The sequence below is a fragment of the Pseudomonas sp. DF11 genome (assembly GCF_058148565.1).
The window spans coordinates 449109-473210 of the sequence record NZ_JBYVYN010000001.1 but is presented as its reverse complement, the minus strand read 5'-3'; the positions used below and the strand labels follow the sequence as shown (position 1 = coordinate 473210).

General features: G+C 58.2%; 19 protein-coding genes and 2 tRNA genes. 12 read left to right on the top strand and 9 right to left on the bottom strand.

What is annotated here, in order from left to right:
• The first annotated feature begins 92 nt into the window (after positions 1-92).
• The 4 genes from AC30D9_RS01910 (at position 93) to nudC (ending at position 6611) form a co-directional block, all read left to right on the top strand.
• Positions 93-3197, top strand: a complete 3105-nt coding sequence (locus tag AC30D9_RS01910; protein ID WP_307572162.1) for an efflux RND transporter permease subunit — start codon at positions 93-95, stop codon at positions 3195-3197.
• On the top strand, positions 3194-4669 hold the full coding sequence (locus AC30D9_RS01905; RefSeq protein WP_134924484.1) for an efflux transporter outer membrane subunit: 1476 nt from the start codon (positions 3194-3196) through the stop codon (positions 4667-4669). The genes AC30D9_RS01910 and AC30D9_RS01905 overlap by 4 nt, the downstream gene beginning before the upstream one ends.
• Before the next feature lie 292 nt (positions 4670-4961).
• Positions 4962-5774, top strand: coding sequence for a crotonase/enoyl-CoA hydratase family protein (locus AC30D9_RS01900; RefSeq protein WP_490143298.1), 813 nt, complete (start codon positions 4962-4964; stop codon positions 5772-5774).
• A gap of 6 nt (positions 5775-5780) precedes the next feature.
• Entirely contained in the window at positions 5781-6611 is an 831-nt protein-coding gene (nudC, locus tag AC30D9_RS01895) for an NAD(+) diphosphatase (protein WP_134924482.1), read from the top strand.
• Here the strand turns inward: nudC and AC30D9_RS01890 are convergent.
• Positions 6579-7358 (bottom strand): TSUP family transporter, encoded by a 780-nt coding sequence (locus tag AC30D9_RS01890; protein ID WP_490143297.1) that lies wholly within the window; start codon positions 7356-7358, stop codon positions 6579-6581. The two genes, nudC and AC30D9_RS01890, sit on opposite strands and share 33 nt — an antisense overlap.
• Before the next feature lie 389 nt (positions 7359-7747).
• Here AC30D9_RS01890 and AC30D9_RS01885 point away from each other — a divergent pair.
• A tRNA-Cys gene (locus tag AC30D9_RS01885) sits at positions 7748-7821 on the top strand.
• Positions 7822-8015: 194 nt separating this feature from the next.
• Positions 8016-8102, top strand: a tRNA-Leu gene (locus AC30D9_RS01880).
• Between the two features lie 244 nt (positions 8103-8346).
• On the opposite strand, the gene AC30D9_RS01875 is transcribed toward AC30D9_RS01880, so the two are convergent.
• The 4 genes from AC30D9_RS01875 to AC30D9_RS01860 all read right to left on the bottom strand — a co-directional run bounded on the left by AC30D9_RS01875 (position 8347) and on the right by AC30D9_RS01860 (position 11925).
• Positions 8347-8739 carry a RidA family protein gene (locus AC30D9_RS01875; protein WP_490143296.1) on the bottom strand — a complete coding sequence of 131 codons (393 nt, stop codon included), beginning with the start codon at positions 8737-8739 and terminating at the stop codon, positions 8347-8349.
• A gap of 198 nt (positions 8740-8937) precedes the next feature.
• On the bottom strand, positions 8938-9600 hold the full coding sequence (locus AC30D9_RS01870) for a hypothetical protein (protein ID WP_307572169.1): 663 nt from the start codon (positions 9598-9600) through the stop codon (positions 8938-8940).
• Between the two features lie 52 nt (positions 9601-9652).
• Positions 9653-9985, bottom strand: a complete 333-nt coding sequence (locus AC30D9_RS01865; RefSeq protein WP_305470953.1) for a chorismate mutase — start codon at positions 9983-9985, stop codon at positions 9653-9655.
• 77 nt (positions 9986-10062) lie between these two features.
• Positions 10063-11925 (bottom strand): NAD(P)-binding domain-containing protein, encoded by a 1863-nt coding sequence (locus AC30D9_RS01860; RefSeq protein ID WP_490143295.1) that lies wholly within the window; start codon positions 11923-11925, stop codon positions 10063-10065.
• Between the two features lie 117 nt (positions 11926-12042).
• Between AC30D9_RS01860 and AC30D9_RS01855 the strand changes: the two genes are divergently transcribed.
• On the top strand, positions 12043-12903 hold the full coding sequence (locus tag AC30D9_RS01855) for a LysR family transcriptional regulator (RefSeq protein WP_307572171.1): 861 nt from the start codon (positions 12043-12045) through the stop codon (positions 12901-12903).
• Position 12904: 1 nt separating this feature from the next.
• Here AC30D9_RS01855 and AC30D9_RS01850 read toward each other — a convergent pair whose 3' ends face one another.
• Positions 12905-14362 carry an MFS transporter gene (locus AC30D9_RS01850; protein ID WP_490143294.1) on the bottom strand — a complete coding sequence of 486 codons (1458 nt, stop codon included), beginning with the start codon at positions 14360-14362 and terminating at the stop codon, positions 12905-12907.
• Positions 14363-14584: 222 nt separating this feature from the next.
• Here AC30D9_RS01850 and AC30D9_RS01845 point away from each other — a divergent pair, with 222 nt between their 5' ends.
• Both AC30D9_RS01845 and AC30D9_RS01840 read left to right on the top strand, forming a co-directional pair.
• Entirely contained in the window at positions 14585-15343 is a 759-nt protein-coding gene (locus AC30D9_RS01845; protein WP_490143293.1) for an SDR family oxidoreductase, read from the top strand.
• A 79-nt stretch (positions 15344-15422) separates the two neighbouring features.
• On the top strand, positions 15423-15929 hold the full coding sequence (locus AC30D9_RS01840) for a nuclear transport factor 2 family protein (RefSeq protein WP_490143292.1): 507 nt from the start codon (positions 15423-15425) through the stop codon (positions 15927-15929).
• A 58-nt stretch (positions 15930-15987) separates the two neighbouring features.
• Here AC30D9_RS01840 and AC30D9_RS01835 read toward each other — a convergent pair whose 3' ends face one another.
• Together AC30D9_RS01835 and AC30D9_RS01830 are read right to left on the bottom strand one after the other, a co-directional pair.
• A complete protein-coding gene (locus AC30D9_RS01835) occupies positions 15988-17382 on the bottom strand; it encodes a heavy metal sensor histidine kinase (protein WP_490143291.1) in 1395 nt (464 codons plus the stop codon).
• Positions 17355-18050 (bottom strand): heavy metal response regulator transcription factor, encoded by a 696-nt coding sequence (locus tag AC30D9_RS01830; RefSeq protein ID WP_134924472.1) that lies wholly within the window; start codon positions 18048-18050, stop codon positions 17355-17357. Before AC30D9_RS01830 ends, AC30D9_RS01835 begins: the two co-directional genes overlap by 28 nt.
• Before the next feature lie 215 nt (positions 18051-18265).
• Between AC30D9_RS01830 and AC30D9_RS01825 the strand changes: the two genes are divergently transcribed.
• The 3 genes from AC30D9_RS01825 to AC30D9_RS01815 all read left to right on the top strand — a co-directional run bounded on the left by AC30D9_RS01825 (position 18266) and on the right by AC30D9_RS01815 (position 20336).
• The gene (locus AC30D9_RS01825) at positions 18266-18877 is read left to right on the top strand and encodes a hypothetical protein (RefSeq protein WP_109755454.1); all 612 of its coding nucleotides are present in this window, start codon (positions 18266-18268) and stop codon (positions 18875-18877) included.
• Between the two features lie 72 nt (positions 18878-18949).
• The gene (locus AC30D9_RS01820) at positions 18950-19573 is read left to right on the top strand and encodes a cytochrome b/b6 domain-containing protein (RefSeq protein ID WP_305470967.1); all 624 of its coding nucleotides are present in this window, start codon (positions 18950-18952) and stop codon (positions 19571-19573) included.
• On the top strand, positions 19566-20336 hold the full coding sequence (locus AC30D9_RS01815; RefSeq protein ID WP_490143290.1) for a molybdopterin-dependent oxidoreductase: 771 nt from the start codon (positions 19566-19568) through the stop codon (positions 20334-20336). Before AC30D9_RS01820 ends, AC30D9_RS01815 begins: the two co-directional genes overlap by 8 nt.
• Before the next feature lie 1037 nt (positions 20337-21373).
• Here the strand turns inward: AC30D9_RS01815 and valS are convergent.
• Positions 21374-23950 (bottom strand): valine--tRNA ligase, encoded by a 2577-nt coding sequence (valS, locus tag AC30D9_RS01810; protein WP_490143289.1) that lies wholly within the window; start codon positions 23948-23950, stop codon positions 21374-21376.
• Positions 23951-24102: the final 152 nt, after the last annotated feature.

Here is a 24102-nt window from a genome sequence, read left to right as displayed (position 1 = left end):
AGTGCTGCGCACTCAAGCGGGGATAAATCCCCTCGCCACAACAGCCTAGCCGTCTCTTGTATCCAGCGGCTTGAAGCCTGGAGCGGTGGGCGATGAACTTGTCCGGCCCCTTCATCAAGCGTCCGGTGGCGACCATGCTGCTGAGCTTCGCCATCATGCTCCTCGGTGGCGTGTGCTTCGGCCTGCTGCCGGTTTCACCGCTGCCGCAGATGGATTTCCCGGTGATCGTGGTCCAGGCCAACTTGCCCGGGGCCAGCCCCGAAGTGATGGCTTCCACCGTGGCGACCCCGCTGGAGCGTTCCTTCGGCGCCATCGCCGGGGTCAACACCATGAGCAGCCGTTCCAGCCAGGGCTCGACCCGGGTGATCCTGCAATTCGACCTGGACCGTGACATCAACGGTGCCGCCCGGGAGGTGCAAGCGGCAATCAATGCCTCGCGCAACTTGCTGCCCAGCGGCATGCGCAGTATGCCGACCTATAAGAAGGTCAACCCGTCCCAGGCGCCGATCATGGTGCTGTCGCTGACCTCGGATGTATTGGAAAAAGGCCAGCTCTACGACCTGGCGTCCACCATCCTCTCCCAGAGCCTGTCCCAGGTGTCGGGCGTCGGCGAGGTGCAGATCGGCGGCAGTTCGTTGCCGGCGGTGCGCATCGAACTGGAGCCACAGTTGCTCAATCAGTACGGGGTAGCCCTGGACGATGTGCGCACCGCCATTGCCGATAGCAATGTGCGCCGGCCCAAAGGTTCGGTGGAGGACGACCAACGCATGTGGCAGGTCCAGGCCAACGACCAATTGGAAAAGGCCAAGGACTACGAAACGCTGGTCATCCGCTACCAGGACGGCTCGGTGCTGCGGCTCAAGGACGTGGCGAAAGTCACCGACAGCGTCGAGGATCGCTACAACAGCGGTTTCTTCAACAACGATGCCGCCGTGCTGCTGGTGATCAACCGCCAGGCCGGGGCCAACATCATCGAGACGGTCAACGAGATCAAGGCACAACTGCCGGCATTGCAGGCCGTGCTGCCGGCCAGCGTCAAGTTGAACCTGGCGATGGACCGCTCGCCAGTGATCAAGGCCACCCTGCATGAAGCGGAAATGACCCTGCTGATCGCCGTCGCCCTGGTGGTGCTGGTGGTGTTCCTGTTCCTCGGCAACTTCCGAGCCTCACTGATCCCGACCCTGGCCGTGCCGGTGTCGCTGGTCGGCACGTTTGCGGTGATGTACCTGTACGGTTTTTCCCTGAACAACCTGTCGTTGATGGCGTTGATCCTGGCGACCGGGCTGGTGGTGGACGATGCCATCGTGGTGCTGGAGAACATTTCCCGGCACATCGACGAAGGCGTGCCGCCGATGAAGGCCGCGTACCGGGGCGCCGAGGAAGTCGGCTTTACCCTGTTGTCGATGAACGTCTCGCTGGTGGCGGTGTTCCTGTCGATCCTGTTCATGGGCGGGATCATCGAGAGTCTGTTCCGCGAATTCTCCATCACCCTGGCGGCGTCCATCGTGGTCTCGCTGGTGGTCTCGCTGACCCTCACGCCGATGCTCTGCGCCCGCTGGCTCAAGCCGCACGTGCCGGGGCAGGAAAACCGCTTGCAACGCTGGAGCCAGCGCATCAATGAGCGGATGGTCCGTGGTTACGCCACCAGCCTGGACTGGGTGCTGCGCCATCGACGCCTGACCCTGCTGAGCCTGCTGGTGACCATCGGCGTGAACGTCGCGTTGTATGTGGTGGTGCCGAAGACCTTCATGCCGCAGCAGGACACTGGGCAACTGATCGGTTTCGTGCGGGGCGACGATGGGCTGTCGTTCAACGTGATGCAGCCGAAGATGGAAATTTTCCGTCGCGCCGTGCTCAAGGACGAGGCGGTACAAAGCGTCGCCGGTTTCATCGGTGGCAACAACGGCACCAACAACGCCTTCATGCTGGTGCGCCTCAAGCCGATCAAGGAACGCAACATTTCTGCGCAAAAGGTCATCGAGCGCCTTCGTAAGGAAATGCCCAAGGTGCCCGGCGCTCAGTTGATGTTGATGGCCGACCAGGACCTGCAGTTCGGTGGCGGTCGCGAGCAGACCACTTCGCAGTATTCCTACATCCTGCAAAGCGCCGACCTGGCGTCGCTGCGCACCTGGTACCCCAAGCTCGTGGCGGCTTTCAGGGCCTTGCCGGAGCTGACCGCCATCGATGCCCGCGACGGTGGCGGGGCGCAGCAGGTAACGCTGGTGGTGGATCGCGACCAGGCCAAGCGCCTGGGCATCGACATGGACATGGTCACCACGGTGCTCAACAACGCCTACAGCCAGCGGCAGATTTCTACCATCTACGACAGCCTCAACCAGTACCAGGTGGTGATGGAGGTCAATCCCAAGTATGCCCAGGACCCGAGCACCCTCGAGCAGGTCCAGGTGATCACCGCCGATGGTGCGCGCGTGCCGCTGTCGGCCATTGCCCACTACGAGAACAGCCTGGAGGACGACCGGGTCAGCCATGAAGGCCAGTTTGCTTCCGAGAGCATTTCCTTCGACATGGCCGAGGGGGTCACGGTGGAGCAGGGCACCGCGGCCATCGAGCGGGCGATCGCCAAGCTTGGGATGCCCGAGGACGTCATCGTGAAAGTGGCCGGTACCGCCGATGCGTTCGCCGCCACCCAGAAGAGCCAGCCGTTCATGATCCTCGGGGCGTTGCTCGCGGTGTATCTGGTGCTGGGGGTCCTGTATGAAAGCTACATCCATCCGCTGACCATCCTGTCTACCTTGCCATCGGCCGGGGTTGGCGCATTGCTGTCGATCTATGCACTGGGCAGCGAGTTCAGCCTGATCTCGTTGTTGGGGCTGTTCCTGCTGATCGGCGTGGTGAAGAAAAACGCCATCCTGATGATCGATCTGGCGCTGCAACTGGAACGTGCCGGGCAGACGCCGCTGGAGTCGATCCGCAGCGCTTGCCTGTTGCGGTTGCGGCCGATCCTGATGACCACGCTGGCGGCGATCCTGGGGGCCTTGCCGCTGCTGCTCGGCGCCGCCGAAGGCTCGGAAATGCGCCAGCCGCTGGGCCTGACCATCATCGGTGGGTTGGTGTTCAGCCAGGTGCTGACGCTCTACACCACGCCGGTGGTTTACCTTTATCTCGACAAGCTGCGCCATCGCTTCAATCGCTGGCGCGGCGTGCGTACTGATGCTGCCCTGGAAACTCCGCTATGACCGACCGTTCGCCTTTCAATCTTGCCGCAGCGCTGGCGACCGCCCGTGGCTCGCGGGTGCTGAGCCTGGCGCTGTGCGTAGCGATGCTCAGCGCCTGCGCCATCGGCCCGGATTACCAACGCCCCCAGGCCGCCGCCCCGGTGCAATACAAGGAGGCCCAAGGTTGGCGCCAGGCCAACCCCAGCGATGCGCTGGCCCGTGGCGCCTGGTGGGAGCTGTACGGCGATGCGCAACTCAATGGCCTGGTGGACAAGCTCAATGCGTCCAACCAGACCGTGGCCCAGGCCGACGCGCAGTACCGTCAGGCCCGGGCACTGGTGCGCAATGCCCGTGGCGCATTTTTCCCAAGCGTGGATCTGACCGTTGGCAAGACGCGCTCCAGCCGGGGCACCGGTAGCAGCAATTCGAGCCTGAGCAGTTCGTCCAGCGGCATTCGCGACACCTACAGTGCCCAGGCCGGCGTCAGTTGGGAGGCGGACGTGTGGGGCAAATTGCGCCGAACCCTGGAAGCCAACGAGGCCAGCGCGCAAGCCAGTTTCGCCGACCTGGCGGCGATGCGCCTGAGCCAGCAATCGGAACTGGTGCAGAATTACTTGCAGTTGCGGGTGATCGATGAGCAGAAGCGCCTGTTGCAGACCACAGTCGACAACTATCAGCGCTCCCTGAAAATGACCGAAAACCAGTACCGCGCCGGAGTGTCCGGCAAGGACGCGGTGGCCCAGGCGCAAAACCAACTCAAGACCACCCAGGGCGATCTGATCGACCTGATCTGGCAACGGGCCCAGTTCGAGAACGCCATCGCTGTGCTGATCGGCCTGCCGCCGGCCGAATTCAGCCTGGCCGAAACCCAGGACATTCCGTCACTGCCACAGATCCCGGTGGCATTGCCATCGCAATTGCTCGAGCGCCGGCCGGACATCGCCTCGGCAGAGCGCTCGGTGATGGCCGCCAACGCCAACATCGGCGTGGCGAAGGCGGCGTATTACCCGGACCTGACCCTGAGCCTCAGCGGGGGCTACAGCAGCAGTACCTACGACAACTGGGTGAGCGTGCCGAACCGCTTCTGGTCGGTAGGGCCGCAACTGGCGATGACACTGTTCGATGGCGGCCAGCGTTCGGCAGAGGTCGACCGTACCGTCGCGGCCTACGACCAGACCGTAGCCACCTATCGCCAGACCGTGCTCGACGGCTTGCGCGAAGTGGAAAACTACATGATCCAGCTCAAGGTGCTGGAAGACGAAGCCCGCGTGCGCCAGGAAGCCCTGGACGCCGCTCGGGAATCCCTGCGCCTGACCCAGAACCAGTACAAGGCCGGGCTGATCGCCTACCTCGACGTGGTGACCGTCCAGGCCACCGCGCTGAGCAACGAACGCAACATGCTGAGCCTGCAACAGAGCCGGTTGATTGCCAGCGTGCAGTTGATTGCGGCGTTGGGTGGTGGGTGGGATGGGCAGTTGCAGGCGGATGAATAAGCCAGGGTGAAGCAAGTCCCTGTGGCGAGGGGATTTATCCCCGCTGGGGTGCGCAGCAGCCCAAATACTACTGCCACTGCGGTGTGTCAGGCAGGATGAGGGGGGCGCTTCGCAGCCCAGCGGGGATAAATCCCCTCGCCACAGGTGAAGCCTTCACAGATAAATCCCCTTATACAGGTGCGCTTTTGCTTGGTCGCCGGTCAGTCCCGCTTTTGGCCGATGCACTGCCTACGTCCTGGCGCCATGGCTTGTTATAGTTCAGGCCTCTTTCAACCGGTAAAGGATCACTGCCATGTCGCAATACCAAGCGTTCACCGTCGAACTTGCAGACAACATCGCCCATGTGCAGATCAATCGTCCGGAAAAGATCAATTCGATGAATGCCGCGTTCTGGAGCGAGATCATCGAGATTTTCCAATGGATCGACGACACCGACGCCGTGCGGGTAGTGGTGCTCAGCGGTGCCGGCAAACATTTCTCCTCAGGGATCGACCTGATGATGTTGGCAGGCGTGGCCAACGAGCTGGGCAAGGACGTAGGACGCAATGCACGGTTGCTGCGACGCAAGATCCTGCAACTGCAAGCCTCGTTCAACGCCGTGGACAATTGCCGCAAGCCGGTGCTCGCGGCCATCCAGGGTTATTGCCTGGGCGGTGCCATCGACCTGATTGCCGCGTGTGACATGCGTTATGCCGCCGAGGACGCGCAGTTTTCCATCAAGGAGATCGATATCGGCATGGCTGCCGATGTTGGCACATTGCAACGCTTGCCCCGGATCATCGGGGACGGCATGCTGCGTGAACTCGCTTATACAGGGCGCAACTTCGGTGCCGACGAAGCGCGCAGCATCGGCCTGGTCAATCGTGTCTACAGTGACACCGCCAGCCTGCTCGACGGCGTGATGGGCATCGCCCGGGAAATCGCCGCCAAGTCGCCGATTGCCGTGACCGGCACCAAGGCCATGATCAGCTACATGCGCGACCATAGCATCGACGACGGCCTGGGATACGTCGCCACCTGGAACGCCGCCATGTTGCAATCGACCGACCTGCGCGTGGCCATGGCCGCCCATATGAGCAAACAGAAACCCGAATTTCTGGATTGACTGACCATGATTTCACGCTGGACCACCGCAGTACTCGATACCGATCTTCCTGGCGGCTGGGCCGTGGCCCGCAGCCCGGAAGGCTTTCTGTTCGATGACAACGGCGCGCTGTTTCCCCGCGAATGGCTCAAGCGCCAAGACCTGTCGATCCTCGCCGAGCATGGCATCGGTCACCTGGATGGCGAGCCGGTCTACCTGTTGGAGCTGCACAGCCCGCTGGACATCCCCGGTTGCAACTGGAAAGGCCTGCGGGCCTTCATGCTCGAGGATGACCACACACTGTACAAAGTGCTGGGCTACGCCGCACAGATAGGCACCTGGGCTCGGGAGCATCGTTTCTGCGGCAGTTGCGGCAAGCGCATGAGTCAGATCCGGCTGGAGCGGGCGATGTATTGCGATGTGTGTGACCTGCGGCATTACCCACGGATCTCACCGAGCATGATCGTGTTGATTACTCGCGGCGATGAAGTCCTGCTGGCCCGTTCGCCGCGCTTCGTCACGGGCGTCTACAGCACCCTGGCCGGGTTTGCCGAGCCTGGCGAGTCGGCCGAGGATTGCCTGGTTCGAGAGGTGCGCGAAGAAGTCAGCATCGAGGTGAAGAATATCCAGTACATGGGCAGCCAGTGCTGGCCGTTTCCCCATTCGATGATGCTGGGCTTCCATGCCGAGTATGCCGGTGGCGACATCGTGCCCCAGGAAGATGAAATCGAGGACGCCCAGTGGTTCAACGTCCATGACTTGCCACCGTTGCCGGCCTCACGCTCCATCGCTCGCTACCTGATCGACCTCTATGTGGCGCGGCGTCTAGGCCACGCTGAACCAGTGCTGCCAGGCTAGACGTACAGTCAAGCCCAGCACCACGGTGATGAACACCGGTCGGATGAACTTCGCGCCGCCGCTGATGGCGGTGCGAGCACCGAAGAACGCACCGACCATCACCGACAGGCCCATGCTCAGGCCGATGATCCAGTCCACCTGTCCCGAAAAGATGAACACCGACAGCGCTGCGATGTTGCTGACGAAGTTCATGCTGCGGGCCACGCCACTGGCCTTGACCAGGTCGATGGGGTAGAGCAGCAGGCTGCTGACGGTCCAGAACGCTCCCGTACCCGGCCCAGCCACGCCGTCATAGAAACCCAGGCTGAAGCCCTGGGGCGCTTGCCACGTTTTCTTGATCGGCGCATCGCTGTCCAGCGGCGCCTTGGGCGTGCCGCCGAACAAGAGGTAGAGGCCGCAGGCGAAGACGATCACCGGTAGCATCTTGTTCAGCCATTCGGCAGGCAGGTAATGGGCGACGATGGCGCCGGTCAAGGCACCCACCAACGTGCCGACGAGGGCGTGGGTCCACTGGCGGGGATGGAACAGCTTGCGCTTGTAGAAGGTAAAACTGGCCGTGGCCGAGCCGAAGGTCGAACTGAGCTTGTTGGTACCCAGGACCAGATGTGGCGGCAGGCCAGCGGTCAACAGCGCCGGCGTGGTCAGCAGGCCACCGCCACCGGCGATGGCATCGATGAAGCCGGCAATGAACGCGACAATGGCGAGGATAGCGAGGGTAGTGAGGTCAACACTGAGTTCGAAAGGCATGGAATGACTTATTTGGCAGGTCGCAGAAGGGCTGCGGGGAAGGCCGGTATGTTACCCATTATGGTGCACGGCTGCGACTGCCTCGAAGACTCCTGAGATTACCCATGGCGAGGCTTGCCTGCGCTGGGGTGCGCAGCCGCCTCAAAAGCCTTCCGTCATCCATCTGATACACCACTGGGGCTGTCTGGAGAATGCGAGCCGTTGGACGAATTTTTTTTGAAATCAAGGGGTTGTCAGTCTCGGCAAATGAGTACATAATTGCGCCCATCGAACGCACTGAGACGTAAAAAATCTCAATGTTTTCAAGGAGATAGCGACGCATAGGTGTCCTGTTTTCCTGATCAGGTTTGTATGCGGTTGATGTGGCTGAATCTCATCAAGCGTTCTGAGGCCGAATAGCAAAATGGTTATGCAGTGGATTGCAAATCCACCTACGCCGGTTCGATTCCGACTTCGGCCTCCACTTTTAAAAAGCTCTGTAGATCTATGATTTACGGAGCTTTTTTTATTTCGAAGCATTGAAAGGTTTTGTGTTGAAAAGGGCACAAGCTACCTTGCTTCACAGGGGAGGGATGTATATATTCCCCCTCTTGCTGCACCAGCCAGGACTTCGGCCCATTGGATTTTGCCGACGCTTCGATGGCTAACCGCGCTACCGCCCGAATGGCGAAACTGGTAGACGCATGGGACTTAAAATCCCCCGCTCGTAAGGGCGTGCCGGTTCGATTCCGGCTTCGGGCACCATCTAATATCAAGGGTTTGCGAGCGAAAGCTAATGCAAACCCTTGTTCGTTTGCGGTCTGCAATCTTGATGTTGGTCCGCAATGCGTGGCCGTTAGTCACTTTGTAGGGGTGACCTTCATCCCCTGTCGCATCCGGATGTACGGTGTGCAGAAGTCGCGCATGAAACAGCACGTTCGCTCAATCAGTACTGCCGCCTGGATGGGCACCCATCCAGGATTTGTATATTCAGGTGCCTGTCAGAAAATTATCGCTCTACGGCGACGCATTTGATTTCCACGAGAAGACCAGGTCGGGCCAGTTCACCGACACCTATGCATGTCCATGCACACGTGCTCCTAGGAAAGACTTCATCCTTCACGCGTCTAAAAATTGGCATGTGGCGGTGCATATCGACGTGGTAAGTTGTCATTTCGACAACATCTTCAAATGTGCAGCCACCGGCTTCCAAGACCAGTCGGAGATTGTCCCATGCTGCCAAAAACTGCTGCTCAGGGTCTTCGATAACTGATAATTCCGGCGTCCGGCCTACCTGACCAGCGCAGTAAAGAGTTTTTCCTACCTTTACAGCTGGTGCATAACCAGCCTGCTCGAAGAGCAATCTCATGCCATCAGGAACAATGATCTGACGATCAGTCATGGTTGTGGCCCAAAGTATAAACGGATACGCAAGCTAACCCAGGTGCCAGAGTGGCGTCCATTCGGGGCACTACTCATTAATCCTTGTTCTTGTGACTCATTAGCTATAGCGGCGCCCTCGATCGACGCAGAAAGCATGAGCGCAAGTCATTATTGATCAGAAGAATTTCGGGTCTTGGTCCACTGTTATGCTTGCTTATTAGTCAACCATGATTGTGTCGTCATCACCTTGAAATATCTCTGCGTAAAGCCGAGCGACTTTAGGAGTGAGGTTTTGAACGGAAGGAATCAGGAAGTCTGAGGGTGGTGCGAGTCGTTTTACGTAGATGACTTCGTAAACCCTGCGCACGGTTCCAGGCTCTGTTTCTTCTTGGTCGAAACCAGGCATTATCCCTACGGCTTTGTAACCTGCGTGCTCCAATGCCTGTTGCATATACGAAGCGCTGGTTGTCGCCATGCCATAGATCAAGCCCGCCCCCATGAACGTTCCCATTTTTTCTCCCAGGTCCTGGGCGGCAATGGCCAGTCTTGTCTGCCTATGGGGTTTGGCTACCGCGCCCACTCGCCCGAAGATGACATCAGCGCCATCAATTTTTTCCCACGTTGCTATGGCGACAATGTCATGGTTCTGACGAACCACGATAGCGAATATTCCACGCTCCAGATTACCTTCGAACACCACGTTGTCTACATAGAATTGTCGGTCCAGGAAGTGGCTTCCTAGCCCTACCGAAATGGAGGGAAACCACGTACGGAAAAAATCTATCGCGACATCGATCTCTGCGCATTTCAGGTAATCCCATGTGTAGCCAGAGGGCAAAACAGTAAAACTGCGAATTTGATCGATCGTTGGCCATTTCATGTGGTTTTCTCGTTTCGGTTGTCTGATTGCGTCTGGTGAAGGGAGGGGTTTTTCAGGCCAGAGGGGTAGCGTCATTACAGAGTTGCTGGTCATGCCTGGTCGCGAATTGTCTGTGACGATCGACTACTTCGCTGATGACAAACTGCATCAGCCTCTGAACGAAGGCCGTATCCAGGTTGGCCTTCTGGGCGAGTGCTGTCAGACGTTCGTATTGATGCCGCTCTCTATTTGCATCTACCGCAGGCAACTGATGTCGAGCTTTGAGTAAGCCGATCTCATCAGTACAGCGGAACCGTTCAGCGAGCATGTGGATGAGTGCGGCGTCGATATTGTCGATGGTTTGTCTGAATGCCGAGAGTTGACGCGTGATGTCGGGGTTTTCCATGGATGACCTCGTGGCAGTTGTTCTAAGGGTCTTGTCTGTGTCCCTTTATGATTGGATGGAGAACCTGAGCAGGCGCTTTACGCGGGATCGGGCATGCCCAACGATTTTTCCAGCCACTGCGTGACTACCTTGAAAGCCGAATCTGAATTGCGTTCATAGATCAGTCCGTGGCCGTTGCCGTGTATACCCAGTGCCGGTAGATCCAGGTGGTGAATGTTGGCACCGGCATTTCGCAGGAAAGGGACGATGCTGGATGCGTAAGAAGCAAACGCTGATGTCTCGCCTGTCACCAGCGCTACCGGAACGCCCTGCAATCCGGGAATTTTCAGGGTTGATGGTTCTGCTGTGCGGACTTGCTCCGGTGTTTTGCGAGGCGGATCGAAGGTCAGAGGGGCGGCGGTCAGTCCCCAGTCGAGGCTGCCTATACCCGGTGTGTGGCCAAATACCGGACCCATAGGCTCCACCGCCACAATCCCTGCGATCAGGTCGGGTCGACGATCGGCGACCAACCAGCCACTGGGCCCGGAAGCGGAGTGTGTAACGATGATGGCCTTGCCGATTCTGTCGAGCAGTTCGGCCAGTCGATTCGCGTCGAGAGTCTGCGAGGCCGCAAGGTCAGCCGGCATGGGGCCGTAAGCTGCAATGAAGGCGTCAAACGCTGCTTCGTCATCCGGCTCAAACGGCCATTGCGTTTCTCCGCCTCCCTCTGGAAAGTACACTTCGCGGGCGCGCTCATAGGAAAACGCCGGCCCCATCGGGCCCATGATGTCGGGATGATAGGGTGATCGCCCGTGACCCGGACGGTCGACGCGAAAGACTACGAAGCCCGCTTCGACGAACCGCTGGGCCCAGCCCGGGCGACCATCGGGGGTATCCAGCCATTCGGTGCCCTGTAGCGTGCCACCGTGCACCAGCACCACGGGATAGGCTTGAGTGATGTGCTCGGGGGATTCCCAGGCTACGTACATCGGACCTTTCTGGAAGCTTTTACCGTTCTGGGTAATGCGCGCTCCGGTCACCCAGAAGTTGCCACGCCGCGAGCGTTTTACCGGTGCGGTTCGCCAGGGTTGCTCGGAATGATCGGTTGAATGGGTAACGGTCTGCGTAGCGAAAGCCGACCAGTCCTTGTCGCCGTACCCCCGGGCCACCGCCGACGTCATTTTCGATTGCACAGCAGCCGCCGCAGGCAGTTCCAGGTCCTTGAGACGGCCCGTATCAATAGCCAGATTTATATCCTTGAGACCAAGAGACAGTTTGAAGCCCGGTTCAAAGCTGCTGTTGATGATGTTCTGCCCATACCGTTGATAACTGGGGCAGGCGAACAGCGTCTGGGTCATGAAGTTGATGAAAATCGAAGGGCTCAGTCCGTGGCGTTGGACGAGTCCGCTTGCTTCGCCCAGCGACTGGATGGCTTGAGTGATCATCATGTTGCCGGCGATTTTTGCGATAGACGCGTGATCAGGTTGATCGCCCAAGTACCAGGTCTTTTTCCCGAGCAGGTCAAACAGCGGTTGAACCGTCGAGACAGCTGCCTGAGATCCGGCCGCCAGGATATTCAACTCGCCGTTCGCCGCCACGGCGGGCACGCCGAAGACCGGTGCCGCGATCAATGCAATGCCGATTGCATCATGTACGCGCTGCAACTCCATCATGAGCGAAGGCGACAAGGTCGACATCACGACATGCACGCAAGCCTTGTCTGCATGTTCCAGAGCTGCGCCGGACAGTAGCACCTCCCTGACGGCGGCATCATCGGCAAGCATGCTGATAACGACCTCTTGTTGAAATGCCGAGGCCGGCGATTCGAGAACGCTGACGCCTTCGAGATCCATGATCGCCGCGTGACTGCGATTCCATGCCGAGAGCTGATGGCCATCCCGGACGAGCAATGGAATGATCGCTCTGCCCATGCTTCCCACACCGATAAAGCCAATCTTCATTCGCAGTCTCCGGTTGGTGTTCGACGAAGGTGAATGGAGACAAGTATGTCGGGCCTGGGATTGCTACGGCACTGCCATTGCTGCACTCTCACTGTTCATTTTTGTTCGGGGTAGAGCATGGACTGGAGTGACGTGCGGGTCTTTCTCGCGATTGCCCGAAGCGGGTCATTGGGCGCTGCCGCCAAGCAGTTGGGTGTTAGCCATCCGACCGTGGGGCGGCGCTTGCAGGTGCTTGAACAGTCCAGTGGCCAGCCCATTTTCCTTCGTACCACCCAAGGCCTGGTACTGACCGACAGCGGAGAAAAGCTGCTCAGCCTGGCGCAGGAAATGGAGCAAAGTGCGTTGGCCATCGAAAGGCGCCTTGCGGGGGACAGCGCACAGCCAGAAGGTGTGTTGCGCATTTCTTCCGCTGACTGGTTCGCCTGCTATGTGCTCGCCCCGGTCCTGAACGAACTGGGGCGACGTTATCCGCTGATCGTGCCCGAGGTCATCGCGGGGCATCGATTGTTTGACCTTGCTCGTCGCGACGCCGACATTGCGTTTCGGATCGTTCCTTTCACCGAACCCGATATCGTTCACCGCAAGCTGACTACCCTGAGCTATGGGTTATACGCCGCCGTCGGATCTCCTGACCCCGAGCCACAGGGTGACGGGGTTGGTTTGATTACCATGAGTATTGCCCAGTCTCATTATCCCGATGTGCAGTGGCTGCAGCGGCGTTACCCTCTGGCCCGTACTGTGTTCACCAGTAGCAGCCGTACAGTCCAGGCGCAAATGTGCGCGCAAGGACAGGGTGTCGCCGTATTGCCCCGCGTCCTGGGCGACCAGTTAACGGCGCTGCGGCTGATTGATCCGCATGAACCGCCACCGGGTCGCGACATATGGATGGGTTACCACCAGGACATGCGGCAGATGGACAGCCTTCGTGCCCTTGCCGACCTTGCCTCGAGCATGATCGGCTCGCAGGAAGGCCGTTGACTCACTCTGCCGGGCGCATGGCTGCCGTTTGCAATGGCGCAGCAGGTTGGCGCGCCAGGGTAAGGCTGAGCCCCGCGCCCAAGGCCAGGCATGCCGCGATGCAGAGTATGGAAACGGTGAAGGCATGGGTGATGGCCGCCGCGTCTGTATCCGTGCCCAGAAGGGTGTAGAAAATGCCGCCTATTATCGCCACGCTCAGTGACGTGCTGATTTGCAGGGTGGAACTGGTAATGCCCGCAATCATGCCGGAGTACGCCGGCGCCACACGTCCTGTGATCATGCGCATCAATGTCGGAAGGGCCAGTCCTTGTCCGAAACCGATCAGAAACAGAATGACGGCAAGGGGCAGTGCAGGGGGCGTGACGGCCATCGGTGTGTGCGCCACGAGCCAGGCCAGGAGCACGAATCCCAACACTTCAAGCCCCATCCCGACCGGATTGACGTACGCGCCCAGAAAACGCCTGAATTGAGGCGTGGAGAGCGGTCCCAGCAAAAATCCCGCGCCGAAAGGAAGGAAGACGAGGCCTGCATTGAGTGGGCTCGTATGCAGCGCTCCCTGTAGATAAATGGAAAACAGCAAGAAAAACACGCCGATCGCGTAAAAGGTCAGGGCGACGAGCAATGCCCGGCCCAGCCCTGGCGCGCGCAGTGCGGCAGGATTAAGCAACGGTGCGCCTTGCGCCTGATGCAAACGGGCTTCGTAGCGCCAGAACAGCCAGGCCAGCAGCGGCACCGCTGCAAGCGACAGCCAGGCCCACAAAGGCCAGCCCGCTTCACGCCCCTCGATCAGTGGAACGATCAGAGCCGCAAGCGTCACCATCGACAACAGCGTTCCGCCCAGATCCAGCTTGCTTGTCTGTGGTGCGCGGGTTTCCTTGACCACCGGAATGGCGATCAGAATGACCAGCAACGCAATCGGTAGATTCACCAGGAATATCGCCCGCCAGCCCAAATCCATCAGGTTGAGCGATATCAATATCCCGCCAAGTGCCTGGCCGACCACCGACGCCAGGCCAAAGACCGCGCCATACAGGCTTAGCGCCAAGGGCTTTTCGGACTCGGGGAATATTGCCTGCACTGAGGCGAGTGCCTGAGGTGCCATGATGGCTGCCGTCACGCCTTGCAGCGAGCGTCCGGCGATCAACACCCAGGGTGACTCGGCGATGCCGCAGATAAGTGAGGCAACTGCGAAACCAACCAGGCCAAGGAAAAACATCCTCATGCGACCATAGATATCACCAAGCCGTCCGCCGGTGATCAGTGTCACGGCATAAAGCGCCGCATACGAGGAGATGATCAACTGTTCGGCGGAGGAGGCCGTGCCCAACGATTGCTGAATCGAGGGCAGCGCTACGTTCACGATGAAAAAATCCAGCGGCGGTAAAAACGCACCAACCAATAAGATGGCGAACATCAACCAGCGCCGCGGTTCTGATGGGGCGACTTTTTTCTGAAGCATAAGGTCTCCTGTCTGAAACCATTCGGTCCCAGAATATTCTCGATTGCGGGTCATGCTCTGAATCAGCTGGCTCCAATCTAAACGATCAAACCTTCGCTTACGCCTCACATAATTGAACGGCCAATGTTCATTTATGGCAGTGCCGCTCAGCTCCTGACTCCTCTCAAAATGGCCGCACTGTGGTTTCAGTCGAGCCACACAACCGAGACTGAGGAGTCAGATATGTCAGGTAAATTCGCTAATCAGGTTGCAGTCGTCACCGGCGCATCCACCGGGATCGGATTTGCGATTGCCCAGGGCTTGATTGCCGAGGGGGCGAAACGCGTCTACATCACTGGGCGTTCTGCAACCACGCTGGAAGCGGCGGTGGCCAAGCTCGGCGATAGAGCGGTCGCGGTCATTTCCGATGTCGCGCGCCAGGCTGATCTGGATAAGCTCAAGGCGACGATTGAGGCCCGCAACGATCAGTTGGACTCAGTGTTTGCCAACGCGGGTATTTGCGAAAAAAACCCGCTGGGCGAGACCACTGAGGCGGCTTACTTCAACATGTTCGACATTAACGTGAAGGGCGTCTTTTTCACTGTGCAGACGTTGATGCCTTTGTTGAAAAATGGCGCTTCGATCGTGTTGACGGCTTCTATCTGCTCCAGCAATGGGATGGAAGGGCTGAGCCTCTACAACGCATCCAAGGCTGCAGTGCGATCCTTCGCAAGGACTTGGGCCAACGAACTCAAAGGTCGCAAGATTCGAGCGAATGTCCTGAGCCCTGGCTTCACCCGTACCCCTCTGATGGATAACGGCTTGAAGATGAGCGAAAGCGACATTGTCGCGCTGCGCCAACATGTCGAGCGGATCACGCCGCTGGGGTATATGGCCCAACCTGAAGAAATCGCCTCGTCGGCGCTGTTCCTTGCATCCGCCGATGCGAAATATGTCAACGGTGTGGAGCTGATGGTCGACGGCGGCCTGTCGCAGATCTGAATACTCGCTCAACCGTAACGCAGCCCACGCAGAGGGTTGCTTTCAGCGCTTTTGCGAAGCCTCAGCAGGAAACCTCATCATGAACATTGAAGAACTGACCACCCGACTGGACGCCCTGGAAAGTCGCGCCGCCATCGAGTCGCTGATCAGCGCCTACGCCAATGCTTTCGACCGCATCGATGCGTCGCTTCTGAGCGCGATCTGGCACGAAGAATCGACACTCGATCTACCGGGTTTCGGCCAGGCCGGAAACCGTGACGAAATCCTGGCGATGGCGCAAAACAGCTGGCGCCAGATGCCACATATGCACCACTGGATGGCCAACCCGCTGCTCCAAATCGAGGGTGACAGCGCGGTGGGTACGGTGGCTGCGGATTGCCTGTTCCATGACATTGAAAAAGGCCCGGTGCAAGTCAGCGGGTTGTACCACGACAGGTTTGAACGTCGGGACGGAAAATGGGCGTTCTTGTCACGTCGTTTTGAACTGCATTTCCTGACACCGTTGAAAGATTGGGTACCCATTTTGGGTGATGAAAAGTACGCAGTGGAGCAACATCAGAGCCTGAGCACGCTTTCAAAGGGATAACGTGCTTGCATGATGTTCAGTGAAGGCGCGAACGACAAACGCTGCCCGCTGATGTCGTTCAAGCTGCTGGGAATGACAGCGAAAAACGGATAGTTCCGGGTTTCGGCTGTTCGACACGTACGTGCCCCCCATGCAGCTGCATGATTGCCACGACGATGGCGAGGCCAAGCCCGTAGGAGTCGGAGTTCTGGTGGCGAGACGCATCGCCGCGGTAAAAGCGGTCGAAGAGTTTGCCCAGGGTTTCATCGCTCAGTACAGGCCCTTGGTTCTCGACCTCAATCCGGGCACCGCCGTTGGTTTGCGTCACCCGCATCAGAATCTCGGTGCCCTCGTAGGCATAGCGAATCGCGTTCGCCACCAGGTTGCTCAAGGCTCTGCGCAGCAGCAAGGGGTCGGCGAGCACGTTGCCATCGCCTGTTATCCGGAAGCTCATTTGCCGCTCTTCGGCCAAGCCTTCAAAATATTCGGCAATACGCTGTGATTCGTCATGCAGCGATAGCTTTTGGCGCTCTACCACTGCTTGCGCTTCATCGGCGCGCGCAAGGAACAGAATGCTCTCGACGATGCGCGAGATCCGTTCGAGCTCTTCAAGGTTCGAAGCGATCAGTGCCTGATAGTCGTCCTCGCTGCGGCGCTGGCGAAGGGCGACCTGGCAATGCCCCATCAGCGATCCCACCGGCGTGCGGATTTCATGGGCAAGGTCGGCGGAAAACTGCGTCAACCGCTGATAACCCTGGGCAAGGCGATCGAGCATCGCGTTGTAGGCGTCACTCAGCTGTTGCAGTTCAACCGGCGTATCGGCGCTGTCCATGCGGCTGTGCAGACGCTCGGGCGTTATGGCTGCCGCATGGGCGGCCATTTTGCGCAACGGGCGCAGCCCTCGACGCAGTACCAGGTAACCCAGCAACGCGGTTGCCAGAAAGGCAAGGGCAACGGCCAGGTAGATACGCTCGCGATACGCCGCGAGCATTGCCATTTCCTTGCCCATGAGGTGCGCGGCCGTCAGTCGGACTTCACGTCCACCCGACGTCGTGACGACGGTCGCGGCGCGCAGCATTGTCCCCGAGTCGGTCACGCCGCTGCGCAGGTCACTGACGCTCAGCTTTGTATCCTGGCCGATCACCGGCAGTTCAGGCAGCGTGACGTTGAGTGGGTTGACCTGGATTACCGGTGGCTGCCCCGGCTCTTCAATGATGAAGATGTCGTCTTCACTGTCGAGCATGTTCTTGAAAATCTGCGGGCTGTCGCGCAGCTTTTCGATGGCGAGCTCGTAGTGCAGCAGCTTGCGGAAATGCTCCAGACGGCCCATGACCGCATGATCGCTGTATACCAATACCGAGGCTTTCATCGTCTGATACAGATAAACGCCTGCACCGGCCACGGCCAGCATCGCTACCATGGAAAACGCCACGGTCGATCGCAGGGTCAGAGAGGGTTGGCGTCGGGACCGCATGGCCTCACCTCGCAGACATAGCCAATACCGCGAATGGTATGGATCAGCTTGATCGGGTAGGGCTGGTCGACCTTGTTGCGCAGGCGCTTGACCGCTACGTCCACCACGTTGGTATCGCTGTCGAAATTCATGTCCCAGACTTCCGAAGCGATCTGTGTCCTGGACAGCACATCGCCTGCCCGACGCAGAAACAGATGCAGCAGGGCGAACTCCTTGTTGGTCAGCACAATCACCTGCTGTTGGCGTGTAACGCGGCGCCGCACCAGATCCAGCTCCAGGTCGGCGAGGTGAAAATGGTCGGCTTCGCGCACTACACCGCGACGCAAAATGGTGCGGATGCGTAACAGCAGTTCGGTAAACGAAAAAGGTTTGACCAGGTAATCATCGGCGCCCAGTTCCAGACCGCGAATGCGGTCTTGCAACTGGTCGCGCGCGGAGAGGAACAGCACGGGTACGTCTTGTCTGGCGCGCAAGAGCTCGATGATCTGAAACCCGTCGATCCCGGGCAACATCACGTCCAGCACGATCAGGTCATAGGTCGTATGCAAGGCCATGTGCAGGCCGTCGGCACCATGCTGGGTCCAGTCGACGTTGTAACCGGACTCGCCGAGCCCCTTTTTGAGGTACTCACCTGTTTTGGTGTCATCTTCGATCAGCAGGATATGCATCGTGAGGCGCGCTCGGGTCTCTTCATTGCAGGATTCATTCCGCGACACGGGTATCTCGGCTGTGCAGTGTAACGAGATGAGCCGGCGCAGTCGGTTACATTTCTGTCATTCAAGGGCAGGGCTGGCGAATGACAAAAATGTCATTCGGCGGTCATCGTGACGTCCCGGTCTGCGGTCGAGGATGGCGGCACATCAACCCATGAGGAATCGTCGCCATGCAACTCAAACACGCCCTGTCTACCACATTCGGTTTGTTGATGCTCAGTGCTGCCGTCATTGCCACCGCGGCCGACATGCCGGTCATCAAGCCGTTGCGCGGTACGGTGGAGAGCGTCAGCAACAACACGCTGACATTCACTGTCCGCTCCGGCGCCCAGCAGACTATCGGACTGACAGACAAGACCGGTATCAACCGGGTATCGAAGGCCAATATCGACTCGATCAAATCCGACAGCTTCATTGGCTCGGCGGCCATCCCGCAGGCCAACGGAACATTGAAGGCGCTGGAGGTCACGGTATTCGATGCCAGCCTCAAGGGCAGCGGCGAAGGTCATTACGGCTGGCAGAACGCGGATGGCAGCACAGGCACCATGACCAACGGTACCGTGGGCAAATTGTCCAAAGCTGACGGCCGCACATTGACCGTCAACTACAAGGGCGGCGAGAAACAAATCGTCGTACCGGATGATGTGCCAATCGCCTACGTCGAGCCAGGCAAAGCCGATGAACTGGTCAAAGGTACGAAAATTGTCGTGTTCCCCGCCGCAGATGGCACCACCGCACGCGGCATCGCGGTCGGCAAGGATGGCTTCCAACCACCGATGTAATCACCTGAAAAAGGCTGGGGCGCTGTCGTCTGGCAACGCTCCGCTACATGGATGGCTTCCAAGGGGAAACACGTGAGACAGAAAAAGCTTCATCCCTGGCCGATTCGCCTAACCCACTGGCTCAACGCCGCCTGCATGGTCTGCATGTTCATGAGCGGCTGGGCCATTTACAACGCCTCGCCGCTGTTCGGCTTCAGGTTTCCGGTGGCGGTTACCGTGGGCGGATGGCTGGGTGGGGCGCTGGCCTGGCATTTCGCATTCATGTGGCTGCTGCTGGTCAATGGCGCGATCTATGTGGTGTATGGGGTCGTCAGTCGCCACTTCAAACGCGAGTTGCTGCCCATCGGGCTTGCCGCGTTGAAGCATGATTTGACGGATGCTTTGCGCTTTCGGCTGGTGCATGAAAAGGGTGTCTATAACGCAGTACAGCGCCTGATGTACTGGATGGTGCTGGCGGCAGGCGTGCTCGTCGTCATCTCGGGCGTGGCGATCTGGAAACCCATTCAACTGCAAGAGTTGGTCGCGCTGCTGGGCGGCTATGACGTTGCTCGTTATGTACATTTCGGGGCGATGGCGATGATTGCTGCATTCGTCGTGATTCATCTGGCCTTGGTGATTTTGGTACCGAAAACCCTGCTGCCAATGATTACGGGTGGAGTGCGGTCTCTTGATACCGGGAAAAATGGCCATGACTGAACCCAGGAAAAAAACTCTTCAGCGCGTCAGGCTTGAGCCTGCGCAACAGCTTGAACTTGAGAACATTCAGCGCCGCCATTTTCTTCGTGCCGGCTTGACCGTGGGCGCGATGTCGATGCTGACCGGTTGCAACCTGCAGGACGGCGATCAGGTCGACAAGGTCCTTTGGGCCATGTCGCGCTGGAACGATCGGGTCCAGGCCTGGCTGTTCAGCGGACATAAACTGGCGCCGACCTTCACCCGCGCGCAGATCACCACGCCATTTCCGTTCAACGCATTCTATGGTCAGGACGACATCCCGGAGGTGGACTTGGCAAGTTACTCGCTCGCCGTCTCCGGCCGGGTCAGGGACAAGGCTCCATGGACACTCGAAAGCTTGCGCAAACTGCCGCAACGTGGCGATATCACTCGGCTGATCTGTGTCGAGGGCTGGAGCGCCATCGGACAATGGGGAGGCGTACCGCTCAAAACCTTTCTGGAACACATCGGGGCCGACACCACAGCGAAATTTGTCGGCTTCAAATGTGCTGATCATTACTACTCCAGCCTGGACATGCCGACGGCCTTGCACCCGCAGACACTGCTGGCACTGGATTACGCTGACGTCGCGTTGCCGCCCGAGTACGGCTATCCCCTCAGGGTTCGAGTACCCACCAAGTTGGGCTTCAAAAACCCCAAGCATGTTGTCGAGATTTTCGTGAGCAACGACAACCCGGGCGGGTATTGGGAAGACCAGGGATACAACTGGTTCAGCGGGATCTGATGAGGAAAAAACCTGGACACTGAACGGCCGATTGGAAACAGGCCGCGTTAGCGCAACTCCTTCCTGTTGCTACACAGTAGCGCCAGGAACACTGGCGCGACTCATGACATCAGGCTTGATACAAGGCGTTCCTATGACCGGTATATCTGCAGTACCACCCGCTACATCAATCTTGCCGACTCCAGAAAACAAGATGCGGGCAACGACCAACGGAGCGGACTTCCGCTCCCAATTGCAGGCTCAGTCCAGGTCAGGCGTGCAGCAGGCGGACACGACCAGCGCACAGGTGTTATCTGATTCGGCCTCGAATGGGTCACGCCGACCGGAGATAGAAGCCATTCTTCAATTATTGGCATGGCGCAAGAGCGCCGACAGCATCCCGAGCAGACCAGGTCGATCAGTGCCAGGTACGCGAGCCAGTGGTCTGGATATTGCGGACTTCAACTTTCCCGATCGAGACGTTTTAGCTAGCAGTGAGGTTATCGAACAGGCCTGCGCAAATGAGGAGGGTAGAGGGCCCTACTCAAAGTCCTTTGATGAGCGGACCGTGTGTACTTTCAATGGCGAAGAAAGCCAATTCCCTTCTGACGTTATCTGCGAAGAGGGGTTGAATGCGTTCGCTACCGCAGTGGCTCTTTCCCCGATAACCCTCACCTGGTTACCGATTGAAATTGTTAGAGCACCACTACGATCGCCTGGCATACGGATTTTCCGCCGTCGCAAGCCCTCTTCAGCCGAGAGTTACCTTCTCGACCGGTCAAATCCAGAGGAGGGGGGTTAGAAACAGACGGATCTCGATAGCTCTTTCGCCGTAGACCAGTATTTCTACGGAGAAAGCAGCTACGCCAATGCTCGCCTCTATCTATGATGGTCTTTCGATTTCTCAGCGACATGGAATGTGATCTGGTTGCAGCTCAAACCACTACGCCATATTTTCTATCTGGCATATGGACCAAGTGTTTGATGGACGACTATAGACGTGCTCGCGAAGCGATCTCCTTGATCGCCCCGCGAATTGACTTGCCCTTAAGTCTCCGTCACTCCAGCCATACACCAACCTGCTGCTCAGTTCCCTCTATAAAAACCAAAGTCTCAACCTGACCTGCTTCGATCAAGTCCTGGCGAACGCCTTTTATCATCTCCAGTTGCGCAGCCCTGTCTACCAGCTCAACGCGTGCTACCGAAGCCTTCATGGATAGGCGGGCGTCAGATTTTGCTTTGCGAATCGCAGATAGCACGGCACTAACGCTCACCAATAAGCTTTCAATAGACGCGTCAGTAGAAGCATCCCCTTGCGGCCAAGACGCATTGTGCACTGAGCCGCAATTCCAGGATTGCCAGACTTCCTCACACACAAATGGCAGAAATGGCGCAAACAGTCGCTGCTGCACGCTCAGTGCATCTGCCAAAGCATTACGGGCCGAATGGCCTTCCGGTCGATAGGCACGACGCTTGACCAATTCGACGTAATCATCGCAAAACCACCAGAAGAACCCTTCGATACGCGACAACGCCACGCTATAGTCGTACGCCTCCAGCGCGAGGGTAGCGTCCTGGACTACGCCCTCCAAGCGTTTAAGCATGGCCTGATCCAACGGTTGGTCGATATCCCCGTTGTCATCCCTCTCAAAGCCTTGAACCAACCTTGATAGATTGAACAGCTTGACGGCCAAACGGCGGCCGATCTTCATCTGCTGCTCTTCAAAGGCTGTATCACTACCGAGCCGCGCTGAAGCGGCCCAGTAGCGCACACCGTCGCTTCCATACTGGTCGAGCAAGGCTAGAGGCGTTACCACGTTCCCCTTGGACTTGGACATTTTCTTGCGGTCGGGATCAAGGATCCACCCGGAGAGCGCGACATTGCGCCATGGCACACAACCCTCTTCAAAATGGCTGCGTACCAGTGTCGAGAATAGCCAGGTACGGATTATGTCGTGACCTTGGGGCCTGAGATCCATAGGGTATATTTTCGCGAACAGCTCGTCGTCATCTCCCCAGCCTCCGGCGATCTGAGGCGTCAGGGAACTGGTGGCCCAGGTATCCATGATGTCTTGTTCGCCGATAAAACCATTCGGTTGACCTCGTTGCTCGGGCCTATAGCCGGGCGGGGTGTCTAGACTCGGATCAACTGGCAAGCTTTCCTCGTAGGCAATAATCGGAGCGCTGTAGTCCGCTTCGCCTTGTGCGTTCAGGCTGTACCAGAACGGAATCGGCACGCCGAACATGCGCTGACGACTGATTAACCAATCACCATTCAAACCACCGACCCAATGCTCGTAACGCCTGAGCATATGCGGCGGATGCCAGTTCAGCGCCCGGCCAGAGGTAAGTAACGAGTCCCGCAGGCTCGTATCGCGTCCGCCATTACGCAAGTACCACTGCCGAGTGGCGAGAATCTCCAAAGGTCGGTCACCCTTCTCGAAAAACTTTACCGCGTGTTGAATTGGTCGTGGTTCATCTCGCATAGCGCCACAGTCGCGCAACATCGATACGAGTTGCGTACGAACCTGGGACAAATTACGACCGGCCAAGCCTGCATAGGCCTGTTGGCTGCGCGGTGTCGTCAACCAGGAGGGCGTCTCAAGCAACAGGCGCCCATCTTTTCCCAGTATTGACCGAGTGGGCAACTGCAACTCTCGCCACCAAATTACATCGGTAAGATCGCCGAAGGTGCAGACCATCGCCAACCCGGTACCCTTGTCAGGATCACCCAAAGAGTGTGCTAACAGCGGTACGTCCAAGTCAAAAATCGGCGAGCGTACGAATTGCCCAAACCGCGGCTGATAACGAACGTCGTCCGGGTGAGCCACCAGCGCCACGCATGCCATCAGCAGCTCAGGCCGAGTTGTAGCAACCCTCAATGTGGCACCATCAGCCGCTTCAAAGCTGAGTTCGTGATACGCGCCAGCGACCTCGCGCTCCTCAAGCTCTGCCTGAGCCACGGCCGTCTGGAAGGTCACATCCCACAGACATGGGGCTTGCTGGCTATAAAGCTCGCCGCGTTGATAGTTGCGAAGTAACGCGCGCTGACTGGCACGTTGGGAGCGTTCATCAATGGTGGCGTACGAAAGGCTCCAATCAACCGACAAGCCCAGTTGCACGAACAGTGCACGGAAAGCTTGCTCATCAATGGCCGTCAGTTCATGGCACAACTCGATAAAGTTGCGCCTGCTAATGACAGCAAAATCAGCTCGTTTTAATGGAATGGGCTCAGGCGGTTTAAAATCAGCCTGATACGCTGCAAGCGAGTCGCACCTTACGCCATAGAAGTTCTCGACCCTGCGTTCGGTAGGCAAGCCGTTGTCGTCCCATCCCATGGGGTAGAACACAGCCTTGCCTCGCATGCGCTGGAATCGAGCGATGATATCTGTGTGGGTATAGCTGAAGACATGACCGACATGCAACGAGCCTGAGGCGGTAGGTGGGGGTGTATCGATGGAGAACACAGCATCACGTTGGGCCGTGCGGTCAAAGGCATACGTACCTTCGAGTTGCCAACGCTGAGACCAGCGTGTTTCAAGGTTTTCGAGCGAGGGGGTGAAGGTTTGATCGTTTAGAACTTCATCACGTTTAACGGTGACATAGCATCCTCCTGTTAATATCAAAGGGCGCAACAGTGGGTATACGCCGAGGTGAGATATATATTAAATCGCCTTCGAAAAGTAAACCCCCTTAATCAATACTTACCCATCGTAGTTCGGCGCAACTGGCCGCTTGTCCAAGAGGATGCATTCAGATTTAAATCACCTGCGGGGTCCATTTATGC